The 12,129-nt window shown below is 32.5% G+C and carries 13 protein-coding genes and 2 other annotated features; of the genes, 7 read left to right on the forward strand and 6 right to left on the reverse strand.

Annotated elements, in window-relative coordinates; genetic code table 11:
• Positions 1 to 123 precede the first annotated feature (123 nt).
• From ACFVRR_RS13535 to ACFVRR_RS13555, 5 genes are all read left to right on the forward strand, one after another.
• A complete protein-coding gene (locus ACFVRR_RS13535) occupies positions 124 to 612 on the forward strand; it encodes a GAF domain-containing protein (RefSeq protein WP_098426542.1) in 489 nt (162 codons plus the stop codon).
• A gap of 294 nt (positions 613 to 906) precedes the next feature.
• Positions 907 to 1,509 carry a 30S ribosomal protein S4 gene (rpsD, locus tag ACFVRR_RS13540; RefSeq protein WP_056472146.1) on the forward strand — a complete coding sequence of 201 codons (603 nt, stop codon included), beginning with the start codon at positions 907 to 909 and terminating at the stop codon, positions 1,507 to 1,509.
• A gap of 234 nt (positions 1,510 to 1,743) precedes the next feature.
• Positions 1,744 to 2,793 (forward strand): hypothetical protein, encoded by a 1,050-nt coding sequence (locus ACFVRR_RS13545; RefSeq protein WP_387329219.1) that lies wholly within the window; start codon positions 1,744 to 1,746, stop codon positions 2,791 to 2,793.
• Between the two features lie 781 nt (positions 2,794 to 3,574).
• The gene (locus tag ACFVRR_RS13550) at positions 3,575 to 3,871 is read left to right on the forward strand and encodes a hypothetical protein (RefSeq protein WP_056473510.1); all 297 of its coding nucleotides are present in this window, start codon (positions 3,575 to 3,577) and stop codon (positions 3,869 to 3,871) included.
• A 395-nt stretch (positions 3,872 to 4,266) separates the two neighbouring features.
• The gene (locus ACFVRR_RS13555) at positions 4,267 to 5,085 is read left to right on the forward strand and encodes a hypothetical protein (RefSeq protein ID WP_387329222.1); all 819 of its coding nucleotides are present in this window, start codon (positions 4,267 to 4,269) and stop codon (positions 5,083 to 5,085) included.
• Positions 5,086 to 5,330: 245 nt separating this feature from the next.
• Here ACFVRR_RS13555 and ACFVRR_RS13560 read toward each other — a convergent pair whose 3' ends face one another.
• The 6 genes from ACFVRR_RS13560 to tyrS all read right to left on the reverse strand — a co-directional run bounded on the left by ACFVRR_RS13560 (position 5,331) and on the right by tyrS (position 10,226).
• Positions 5,331 to 5,702, reverse strand: coding sequence for a hypothetical protein (locus tag ACFVRR_RS13560; protein WP_387329225.1), 372 nt, complete (start codon positions 5,700 to 5,702; stop codon positions 5,331 to 5,333).
• A gap of 135 nt (positions 5,703 to 5,837) precedes the next feature.
• Entirely contained in the window at positions 5,838 to 6,419 is a 582-nt protein-coding gene (locus ACFVRR_RS13565; protein WP_387329228.1) for a YdcF family protein, read from the reverse strand.
• Between the two features lie 194 nt (positions 6,420 to 6,613).
• Positions 6,614 to 6,748, reverse strand: coding sequence for a hypothetical protein (locus ACFVRR_RS13570; protein ID WP_097979132.1), 135 nt, complete (start codon positions 6,746 to 6,748; stop codon positions 6,614 to 6,616).
• Positions 6,749 to 6,805: 57 nt separating this feature from the next.
• Positions 6,806 to 8,188, reverse strand: coding sequence for a Na+/H+ antiporter NhaC (gene nhaC / locus ACFVRR_RS13575; RefSeq protein WP_387329232.1), 1,383 nt, complete (start codon positions 8,186 to 8,188; stop codon positions 6,806 to 6,808).
• 19 nt (positions 8,189 to 8,207) lie between these two features.
• A complete protein-coding gene (locus tag ACFVRR_RS13580; protein ID WP_387329234.1) occupies positions 8,208 to 8,669 on the reverse strand; it encodes a GNAT family N-acetyltransferase in 462 nt (153 codons plus the stop codon).
• Positions 8,670 to 8,722: 53 nt separating this feature from the next.
• Positions 8,723 to 8,965, reverse strand: a binding site (T-box leader).
• Between the two features lie 4 nt (positions 8,966 to 8,969).
• Positions 8,970 to 10,226, reverse strand: coding sequence for a tyrosine--tRNA ligase (gene tyrS, locus ACFVRR_RS13585; RefSeq protein ID WP_387329237.1), 1,257 nt, complete (start codon positions 10,224 to 10,226; stop codon positions 8,970 to 8,972).
• A gap of 66 nt (positions 10,227 to 10,292) precedes the next feature.
• Positions 10,293 to 10,524, reverse strand: a binding site (T-box leader).
• Between the two features lie 187 nt (positions 10,525 to 10,711).
• Between tyrS and ACFVRR_RS13590 the strand changes: the two genes are divergently transcribed.
• Both ACFVRR_RS13590 and ACFVRR_RS13595 read left to right on the forward strand, forming a co-directional pair.
• Complete coding sequence (locus tag ACFVRR_RS13590; protein WP_069034636.1) at positions 10,712 to 11,287, forward strand: LemA family protein; 576 nt, start codon at positions 10,712 to 10,714, stop codon at positions 11,285 to 11,287.
• On the forward strand, positions 11,284 to 12,009 hold the full coding sequence (locus tag ACFVRR_RS13595; RefSeq protein WP_387329240.1) for a TPM domain-containing protein: 726 nt from the start codon (positions 11,284 to 11,286) through the stop codon (positions 12,007 to 12,009). Before ACFVRR_RS13590 ends, ACFVRR_RS13595 begins: the two co-directional genes overlap by 4 nt.
• The last annotated feature ends 120 nt before the right edge of the window (positions 12,010 to 12,129 follow it).

Raw genomic sequence — 12,129 nt, forward strand, 5'->3', positions numbered from 1 at the left:
TCAATTCCTTTATTAATTAGCGAAATACTGATAAATTCCTCTACAAATCGGTCGACAAAATTACCAGTATTCTTTCGAAATATGCTATGATATTTCACATGAAATAGGGAAAGGGGTCTACAAATGTTTCAAAAAGTCGAATATTCAGGTACAAAAGAACAACAATATAATACTCTAACAGCTCAAGTTAAAGCCTTAATAGATGGTGAACATAACCTAATTGCTAATTTAGCAAATACATCTGCCTTATTAAATCAGTTTTTACACCAAATAAATTGGGTAGGATTTTATTTAAAAGATGGCGATCGCAATGAATTAGTATTAGGCCCATTTGTAGGTCTTCCTGCGTGTGTACGTATACCATACGGCAAGGGAGTTTGCGGTACATCTGCTCAAACAAAAACAGTTCAAAGAATCGATAATGTTCACGATTTCCCAGGCCACATCGCTTGTGATGCTGCATCGAATTCAGAAATCGTTATTCCTTTAATGCATAATGATGAAGTAATTGGAGTATTAGATATCGATAGTCCGGAATTCAATCGTTTTGATGAAACGGATCAAAAATATCTTCAAGCAATCGTAAATTTAATTGAAGAAACAATTAGATAAGAAAATATAATTTCTAAAGGAATCCTTGATTGGATTTCTTTTTTATAAACAGCTAAAAACTAAACTGCCCTTGACTATTTTATACTATCCGGTTATAATATTTTTTGTGTAAAATAACGCAGCGTTGTAAGCACAGGCTTGATATTTATTTTGTTCCTCTACTGTTTTTTAAGAGGTGTCATCGCGTAACTCTGGCTGCTGGAGCGAGGATACATGAAAGCAAAATAAACAAACTGGGGCTACACGAACGTTTTTATTTTACTCCAAAATAAAAACTAAAGGAGGAGACAATCAATGTCTCGTTATACAGGATCTACTTGGAAATTATCTCGCCGTTTAGGCATTTCATTAAGCGGAACAGGTAAAGAATTAGAAAAACGCCCTTACGCACCAGGTCAACACGGACCTAACCAACGTAAAAAATTATCAGAATACGGTTTACAATTACAAGAGAAGCAAAAGCTTCGTCACATGTTTGGTGTTAATGAGCGCCAATTCCGTCGCACTTTTGATATCGCTGGTAAATTAACTGGTAAACATGGTGAAAACTTCATGATCTTATTAGAAACTCGTTTAGACAACGTAGTTTACCGTATGGGTCTTGCTCGTACTCGTCGTGCTGCTCGTCAATTAGTTAACCACGGTCACATCTTAGTTGATGGCAAACGTGTAGACATCCCATCTTTCCGTGTGAAAATTGGCCAAACTATCAGCTTACGTGAAAAATCACAAAACTTAGCTGTAGTTAAAGAAGCTGTTGAAGTTAACAACTTTGTACCTGAGTACATCACTTTCAACGCTGACAAATTAGAAGGTACTTTCAACCGCTTACCAGAGCGTTCTGAATTACCAGCTGAAATCAACGAAGCTCTTATCGTTGAATTCTACAACCGTTAATAAAAATGCTATGTAAATAGCATTTATAAAATCCCTAGAATCGTTGTTAAATCAACAATTCTAGGGATTTTTTTTATATTTTGTCAATCAACACATAAAGTATCATGTACTAATCGAAATGTACAAGTCATATTTGAAACGCAATATTTCAAATATGATCTCACACTTATCGATGTAATGTGGTAAGGTTTTCATTGGATAATATATCCAAAAAAAATCATTTTGGAGGTAATAATGAAAACGCTAAATAAAGGAATTACTAAACATATTACTGAGAACAATACCAAACATGTAAACTCTCAATCGAGTTTGCCTGCTCCACCAATTTTACAAGGTCGTGCAGTAAACGATAAGTATCCTCAAATGCCTGCACCAACAGTTGAAGGATTTTCTAATGAAGATGGTACTGGAACAGGGTATTTAGATGTTTCATGGGAACCTATTGAGGATGTAACAAAGTATCAGATAATTTTATTTAACGGTTCAATTTTTAGTTATTGGGATATTCCTGCAAATGAAACAACTTGGACTACTAAAGATAAAGGATTGTTCCCTACCGGAGAACAACTAGAATCTGGACAGGTTAATTTTATACGTGATGGAAGTGGAACAGATTTCCCTGGTGATCCATCTACCTTTTATAACAAAGCTTATGAAATTAATGGAGGGTTAAATTACTCTAATTCTAACGAATATTTGATTCGGATTACTGCTGTCCATGAAGATGGCGCTAATCCTATTTCATATGCTTCTAAAATAATAATACCTGAAGAAACTCCCATTATTGAAGAACTAAATTTACAAACAATGTCAGAAGTTGAAAAAATTGCTTTCTATGAAGCAGTTGCAATGGAAGCTAGTGCTTTCGGAGTTGATAAAGTGATTTATAAAGAAGCACTTACAAATGCCTTTAATCCTAATTCAGAATTATTCAATGATTTAGAGGCTACAGTAGATTATATAAACCAAAATAGTCGTAGTGACCTTAGAATTATGACCGTAAACGTGATGGGATCTATACTAAATGTTGCTATTGGTACACTTGCCACTGGTAGTTTAGGTTATGGTTCTGTTTCTGCATATATAAAAAAAGTCGGGAAAGACCAAGCTAAAAAAATGTTTACAAAAACTTTAAAAAGTAAATTGGTAGCAATTGGCGCAGCTCCAGTAGCTTATTTACTTAGCAAAGGCTTAGATTTTGCATTAGATTATATGGATTTAGGTGGTAAACTAGCAAGTTTTATTGATAGTAAAGATAAAAAAACCAAAGAATGGGTGGATTGATGTTTAAGAATACTAACGAAGTATTTAAATTTATCTTTAGTAATTTTAAATTCAAGACAGAAGTACTTTTATGCATCATTATAGGGTTTTGTGGAGATTCCATTCTCAAAAATCTATTCTATATGGACATCAGTACTTTATCACTATTTACTATACAATTTTTAAGTGTTGTTTTAATTATAGTAATAGGTAGATTTATAAGAAAGCTATTATAATGACAGTTTTATTCTAAAGTAAATGATGCTAAACAAAAATAGAATCTATCTTTAAAGATAAATTCTATTTTTTCAACTTACTCCGAGTCTTTTCTTCGCAGTTCACTACCTTTTTTTTAAGTATCTATCTAACATTTAAAATTTTTGCTTTTTTCTATACATCTAGAAGTAGCTTTACCAATCCGTTCACTTAACTTACCACTCTTCTCTTAAAACGCTTTAACAACTACTAGTGTTTTCACGCCAAAAAATTTCAGTTGAAGTATAATTCAGAACAATAAAAAAGAACCACGCCGCTAGCTCTAGGGTGGTTCTTTATCATTTCACATATAAAAGTTTGGAGGTCTCATATGTTAATTTTCCTAATCACGTAAATAGTATATCAAAATCAACCCAAATTATATTAATTCAATTTTGAAATTTTATATTTCAAATAAGGAATCACACAACCTCTATTAATAGAGTAATGTTTTCATAAGTCCAAAAATATTACTATATGGAGGTTTACATGAAAAAATTATTTAAACAAGCTACTGTTACTGCAAAGCTGCAGATTGGATATTTTTATGAATTTTACCGAATTAACTAATACCAATAGAGAAGTAAGAGGAATTATTTATGATATATGTGCCACATACAATATTATTTTATTAGATAATAGAAAAAGTGCTGCATTATACATGATAAGAAAAGAATATTCCGATCTAGATTTACCTGATATAGTGGACACAAATTTTAAATCGAAACTAACATCAATATTTGACAAAAAATTAAATGTTTCATTGACACTAGTAATAAAAGCATGTGAACATGACGAAATTTTTCTAGATTTTGTAAATTTTTTAGAAAACTTAGCCCATTAAACAGTAAAAAAGTCATCTTATAAAGGATGACTTCTTGGCTCGGGACTCTCACCCTATAGATTATGCGCATGCTGGGCACACCTCTAAAACCCCCTATTATAGTAATAGGGGGTTATATTTATTTCAAGTTTGTACTAGTACTCACTAAACCATTAGAAACATCGGCTAAATTGTTTTTAATGTAGTTTTATAAATTCAATTTTTATTTTAGTATAATAGGCTTTTGTCTTTACAAAGCGTTGAAGAAAATTAGCTTAAAACTACATCCCCTATCTATCTTCGTAATGTTCCATTTTTAAAACAAAAAGACTTTTTTTAGATACATTCAAATCCCAATATTTATTATACACTTACATTGTGAATATATTTACATACTATAAATTCGGATGTTTGATATGAAGAAAGCTTTTGTCGTTATTCTTTCTCTAGTATTAGCTATTACATTTACCTATCCATGTTTATCCAAAGAGACCGAGAATGTTATAGCTGAAGAAATTAAAAATTTTACGAATGCTCCTTCTACTGAACTTTTGACAGATATAGATTCTCTAAAAGAAGTTAATGAGGAATTAGCAAAGAAAATTACTTTTGAAATAGGTCAGGATGTTGTAGTTTCAAAAGATGAACCTGGAGTTGAAATAGGGGTTAATAAAATTGGAGACTTACAAATAAATGTGTCAAACGAAGATGTTTTAAACGACCTAAAGAAGTTAGGTGTCATTAATCCATTAGAAGATGAAAATATTCTTGGATACACTGTAGTTATTAAAGAGGACCAAATTGACAGTTATCTCGACAAGGAAGTTGCAACTCCAATTAAAGCTAGATGGGATAACGGGTTATATGTGAAAAAAAGAAATACTACTTATGGGAATGGTGAAGTTATTCGTATGAGTTCTTATAAAGGTAAATGTACCGCAACAATGTCTATCACTGAATCAAGACAGATAGAAGTTTCTGGTACAGTAGGTTTACCGATTAAAGCAATAGCTGGGGAATTAGGAATTACGTATAAAAGCAGCTATACTATTTCTGACACCTACGAAATAAGTGTTCCAGCCGGTAAAACTTATCGTATCACAGCAAAAGATTACTTAAAGATATATAATTTTGAAGTATGGAATGATCCGCGGATTGGAACTGACAAAAAAGAATCCTCCGGCAAATATAAAAGACCTGTTGGAATTGCTTTTACATATTCAGTGATTAAATAGTTCAAACATAATTAACTTTCTGGTTTTAGATAAAAATTTGAACCAAAAAAGGAATCATAAATAATATGATACCTATACCTAGATTAACTTAATAATGCATACGCCATAAACTCCCTACCAGACTTGATAGGGAGTTTGTTTATTCTTCTTCATTTTTTGATAAGCTTAAATAAAAAAAAGCCCTCGACATTACTCGAAGGGCTACTTATGCGGAAATGAGAGGTGTATTAAAATAAACTTTTATATTATTTTAATTTCACTACCGCTAAGTCATGTTGCACTGCATTATTACCTTCTTGAGGATCAAATGCAATGTCACTAAGTCCAAATACATTTACTACAACATCACGATCTTTCGGATGAAGAATTCTTATTTCATAAGCAAATAAATTTACTGGAAGTTGGAAAGATCTAAATGTTCTATATTGATTTGGTGGAATTGTTACTGTAGATGGATCAACCATAGGAAGAATAATTGGTGAACCACTTGACCAGTCAAACATTAAAACACTCACTGAACGAGCGTCATCCGGGTCAACATTAAGAGCTTCTACTGTTAAAAACTGAGTACTTGAATGTCTTCTTAATACGCCAGTTGATAAAAATTTTGACGACATTAACGTCACTCCTTTCATATTATTTGGACAAGCAAATCCATATAATATAAAATGTTTCAATCAGTAGAAATGAAACGGACATTGGTACAAATTAATTCATAGTTTTTATAAAAATGATAGATTGCCCCACAATGATTAAATTTGTTTATAGTAAATAGCTTTTAAAATAGATAAACATTCTCTAAAGTATGCTGTCGGTATAATTACTTTTGGTGTTTTTGCAGGCAGACCGACTACATTTAACCCTTGTTTTCTAGCCAATTTTAAAGATCTAAATAAATGATAATCATTCGAAACAACGACTCCTTGTGCTTGATCGCTGTGAATAAGTTTTTTGGAGAATTTCATATTCTCGTATGTATTTGTTGATAAATCTTCTTTAATGATTCGATCTTCTGCAATTCCTAATTTGATTAATTCAACCCTCATACATTCAGCTTCTGATATCAATTCATCATGACCTTTTCCACCTGAAACAATAATTTTTGCACTTTTATTTTCCATAGCATATTTTGCTGCTGTTTCAATTCGATAACGTAAAGCTCTAGTTGGCTTATCCTTTTTCAAACCAGCACCTAATACAATAACATAATCTGCATTTTTAGGTACTTTATGCTGATATTGCAAAAAGCTATTTACACCGATAAAAACGATACAGAATACATAACTTAGTATCCCAATAATTATTGTATATGTAATTATTTTAAAAACACTCATTACCTTTATCCCCTTAAATAAAATTACTTTAACTTTTATTTTATCTAATAATTAGGTGGATTTCACTAAAATTTGGAATATGCCACAAATCTTTAACATTATTTCAGATAGACCGTAAATAAAAAATCCCCTATACGAAAAGAAATGCTTGTCCTTTCTTTCGTATAAGGGATTGTTTCAAATTATTTATTCAATTATCTAGGATACTTGTCGCCCATAGGATTATGTTGATCCTTCGAAAGTCTCTTTTGATGTGCTTTCGTTTTCGCATCTACATGATTTGCATCACTAGGACGATTTTTCTTTGAACCACCTGCTGCATGACTCATTTTTTTCCCTCCATTAACCAGTTCGTACAAAAACTAGTTTGTGTAGAAACAATTTGTTTATGCGACATTTCTTGAAGAACTTTCACCTTTATTTTTAACTTCTAATCCTTTACCAAATAAAGCAGCTAACATACTGAATAGTGGTGTAATAAATAGGACGAACGAAAACGGTAAGTAATCAATAACCGGTACTCCTAATGTTGAAGCAAAAAACGCTCCACTTACACTCCAAGGAACGATTGGATTAAAAAGTGTTCCGCCATCTTCTAATGCACGTGATAAGTTTTTAAGTGGAATATTTTTTTTGATAAATACATCCTTTAATAATTGCCCAGGAAGTAGAATTGATAAGTATTGTTCACCTGTTAAAAGATTTACACTCATTGCAGATAATGTACTTGCAATAACAATATTCCCATTACGTTTCAAGTTAGATAATGACTGTATTAATGTCTCGAATACACGTAGCTCTTGTAATAATCCGCCTAGAGCAAGTGCAATAAATATTAATGACACAGACCACATCATCGATTGTAATCCTCCACGGTTAACAATCGAATTAAGCATTTCATTACCTGTATCCGTTTGGAATCCATTTTGTAATGTTGTAAACACTTTTGCAAGCGTAATATCCTTTTGAATGAAAGATGCTAAAACTAATGAACTAACAATACCAGCCGACATTGTTGGTAAAGTTGAAAAACCTTTAAATGCCATAATAAAAACAATTAAACATGGGATTAATAATAACGGATTCACTTCAAAGCTAGATGAAATTGCTTTTTTCATTTCTGTAACTTGCGCCATATCTGTATTTCCATTACCCATACCGATGATTAAAAATAAAATAACTGTAACAATTAATGCTGGAATTGTTGTATATGCCATATGTCGAATATGTTCATTAACCTTTATTCCTAAAATACTTGGAACGAAATTCGTTGTATCTGAGATTGGTGACATTTTATCACCAAAACACGCTCCACTAATAATTGCACCTGCTGCAATTGCTGGTGGAATCCCCATAATATGAGCGATTCCCATTAACGCTACACCAACTGTAGCAATTGTTGTAAATGTACTACCCGTAAAACTAGCAACAATGATTGTAATAAAAATTGCACTAATCGCAAACCATTTAGCTGAAAGAACAGAAATTCCGTAAAATAATAATGTAGGAACTGTACCACTTAGCATCCAAGAACCAATTAATAGACCAATCATCATTAGGATTAATGTAGGCGACAATCCATTTTGAATACCCTTTTTCATCCCATTTTCAATCTGTTCCCATTTAAATCCCTTAAATAATCCAAATACTGCTAAACAAACCACACATAAAAGGAGCGGAATTTGTGGATCTGATTTTAAAATAACTAGACAACTAGACATAATAACTGCAAACAGTACGATTAACGCACCTAATTCAATATTTTTCATTTTATAAACTCTCCCTTATTTATACATCTATATATACGTGTTCACGAAACTTTACGAACCCAAGTTTCTCATAAAAGCTTCTTGCATTTTTATTGTCGATCCAGTAATCTAGTTCAATTCTAGAAAGATTATTCTCACGAGCAAATGAAGCAATTTTATGGATTAAGAATGAACCGTATCCCTTATTTCTTTTTTCTTCATTAATACTTATCTGATGAACATACCCTAATCGAAAAGCCTTTTTTATCGGTCCTTCAGGTATATTTTTTATTTCAATCCAAGCATAACCGACTAATTCTTCGACATCTTTAACGACGAAAAAATGATGCTCTGGTTTATCAACTACACTCTTGAAAAACTCAGTTATTTCAGCCGAATTATGAACTTTAAAAAAATCTGGAAATAAATCAGCATGTAGGTTTTGAACACCTTCATTAAGTTTTGCCAATATTCGGTAATCTTTCGTTGCAACTATCTCCATAATTTTCACCCTTTCAAAAAAAGCCAATAAAAAATCGAGGCACCCCTATTAAAAATAGGGACGACCTCGATCGCGTTACCACCCTAGTTATAAGAAATAAATACTTATAAAAGAAAAATTCCTTATCACTCGAATCTGTAACGTAGATTTACGTTCTTCCCTTCATTAGATCTACTAACTACGAAAAGAAAACTCCCGAAATGTAATTCATTTGATTGTGTAGACGAGTTTTCACCAACCACTCGCTCTCTGAACTACTCCCAATCAAACTACTGCTTTTCGTTCACTGTTTGTTCAATATTATAATGTAACCAAGTGGTATTTCTTCTTACCACGACGGATAATAATAAATTGTTCTTCAATTGCATCTTGTTTAGTTAACACAGTTGCAACGTCCTGTATACGATCTCCATTTACATAAACTGCACCGTTTTGTACATCTTCACGTGCTTGACGTTTTGATGGAGAAATTTTTGCTTCAACTAGTAAGTCTACTAATCCTTTTTCTGCTTCACTTAAATTAAATGAAGGTACGTCTTTAAAACCTTGTTTGATTTCAGCAGCCGTTAATTCTTTTACAGATCCACTAAATAATGCTTCTGTAATTTTAATCGCTTGATCAAGAGCCGCTTCACCGTGAACAAGTTTCGTTACTTCAGCAGCTAATGCTTTTTGAGCAACACGTTGTTCAGGTGCTTCATTAAATTGTTTCTCAAGCTCTAAAATTTCCTCTTTCGTTAAGAAAGTAAAATATTTCAAGTATTTAACTACATCACGGTCATCTGTATTAATCCAGAATTGGTAGAATTCGTATGGAGTTGTTTTTTCTGGATCTAACCAAACTGCTCCGCCTTCTGTTTTACCAAATTTAGAACCATCAGCTTTTGTTACTAAAGGTACTGTAAGACCAAAAGCTTTTGAATCTTCTTCTGTCTTACGGATTAATTCCATACCCGCTGTAATATTACCCCATTGGTCACTACCACCAATTTGTAATTTACAGTTATGGTCTTGGTATAATTTTAAGAAATCATATGATTGTAAAATCATGTAACTAAATTCAGTAAATGAAATACCTGCTTCTAATCGAGATGCAACTGAATCTTTAGCTAGCATGTAGTTTAATCCGAAGTTTTTACCGATGTCACGTAAGAATGTAATAACATCTAATTCGCCTGTCCAATCAAAGTTATTAACTACTTTAGCAGCATTTTCACCTTCGAAGTTTAAAAATGGTAATAATTGTGTACGAATTCGTTCACTGAACATTTTTACTGTATCAGCAGTATTTAACGTACGTTCTGCCTTCTTACCACTTGGGTCTCCGATCATTCCAGTTGCTCCACCTACTACACCAATTGGTTTATGACCTGCCACTTGAAATCTCTTTAACATTAACACTGGTAATAGGTGACCAATGTGTAAGCTATCACCAGTTGGGTCAAAACCACAATATAATGAAACAGATTCTTCGCTTAATAATTTTTGTAGACCTTCTTCATCTGTCATTTGATTAATTAATCCACGAAATTCTAAATCTTGTAAGATATTTTCCATTTTTAGCCCACCCCTTCTTTGCTCTATACGTCGTTTAAACAAAACAAAAAGTCCCTACTGATAAACAGTAGGGACGAATAATTATAATCGCGGTACCACCCTAGTTGTAGCAAATAAATCTAGCTACCTCTCATACAATTAACGGTTGTTAACCGTTCTAATCCTAATTTGCATTAAACAAATTTCGAAAAAGAATGCTCCAGGGTGTAATTCATGTCAATGTCTGTGCTAATTCTCACCAACCATTAGCTCTCTGATCCAATACCATTCACACTACTAAGCCTTTCAACGCTCACTATTAAAATGTTATGAAACATTTATATCACAAATAAAACGTTTAAGTCAAATAGATAATTAAATTTTTATTAATTTTATTTAAATTGTCATTCAATATTTGAATAAAAATGCTTTATATCAAATAATATGGTTAAATATTAATACTAACATCTTTAAAAATACATATTTTGGAAATGGAGTGTTTTTTCTTGAAGAATAAAGGAATATGGATTGCTTTAATTATTGTAGTCGTTCTAATCTTTATGGGTGTAGGAAGCTATAATAGCTTTGTGACTCAGGAAGAAAATGTAACAAATAAAATGTCGCAAGTTGATAACCAACTAAAACGTCGTTCAGATTTAATACCAAATTTAGTAAATACAGTAAAAGGATATGCTACACAAGAGAAAGATGTGATTGCTTCAGTAACAGATGCACGCGCAAAATTAGCTGGTGCTCAAACGACTGCTGATAAAAGTAAAGCTGATGCAGAATTGTCTGGAGCGCTAAGCCGTTTATTAGTAGTGGTTGAAAACTATCCAGATTTAAAATCAAATCAAAACTTCCAAGCATTAATGGATAGCCTAGAAGGAACTGAAAATCGACTAGCTATTGCTCGTAAGGATTATAATGATGCAGTAACGGTTTATAACCAAAAAATCAAAAAATTCCCGGGTGTACTAGTAGCTGGACCTTTTGGATTCGAGAAGAAGGATTACTTTGAAGTATCTGAAAAAGATAAAGCTACACCTGAGGTTGACTTTAGTGGCGATGGTAATAAATGAGAAAATTTCTCTCATCAATATTCCTAATAGGATTTCTTTTTTCATTTGCTACAGGAGCAAATGCTGAAATTAAAGTCCCTTCTCAAGTAGGAGACATTTATGTACAAGATTATGCAAATGTTCTTAACAGAGAAGATACACAAACTCTAATTCAATTAGGGAAAAAATTAGAAGACACTACCTCCGCTCAACTCGCGGTATTAACAATCCCAAGTCTGGAAGGAAACGATATTAAAGAATATGCTAATACAGCATTTCGAAAATATGGTTTAGGTAATAAAGAGAAAAATAATGGTGTTCTTTTGTTATATGCAAAAAAAGACAGACAAATAAGAATCGAAGTTGGATATGGTTTAGAAGGAGTTGTAACAGATATTAGATCTGGTAACATTTTGGACCAGAGCGCTATTCCATATTTGAAAAAAGGTGAAGAATCCCTTGCAATAAAAAACACATATAAATCTCTATATAATGTTATTCTAAATGGCTCTGAACAAACTGGTCATTCTAAAACAAGTAATTTATGGGCCACTTTAAAAGTATTCATCATCATTGCGATTGTAATCGCGGTCATCATCATTGATATGATGTTCTTTAATGGAGTACTTACTTATTTCATTTTGAATTTATTACCTGCACTATTAAACTCATCAGGTGGCGGTGGCCCAAGAGGCGGTGGCGGAGGAAGCTCCGGCGGTGGTGGCTCCGATCGAAAATTTTAGAACAACAAAAAAACCATTGGATTTTTTAGTCTGAACCCTGTTTTTGGGACTTCAGAAAAAACACCTATGCCGCAACCTGCTCCCGATATTTTATCGGGGGCAGGTTATTTAGTTTTATTT

The organism is Gottfriedia sp. NPDC057948, assembly GCF_042887255.1.
Classification (GTDB): domain Bacteria; phylum Bacillota; class Bacilli; order Bacillales; family Bacillaceae_G; genus Gottfriedia.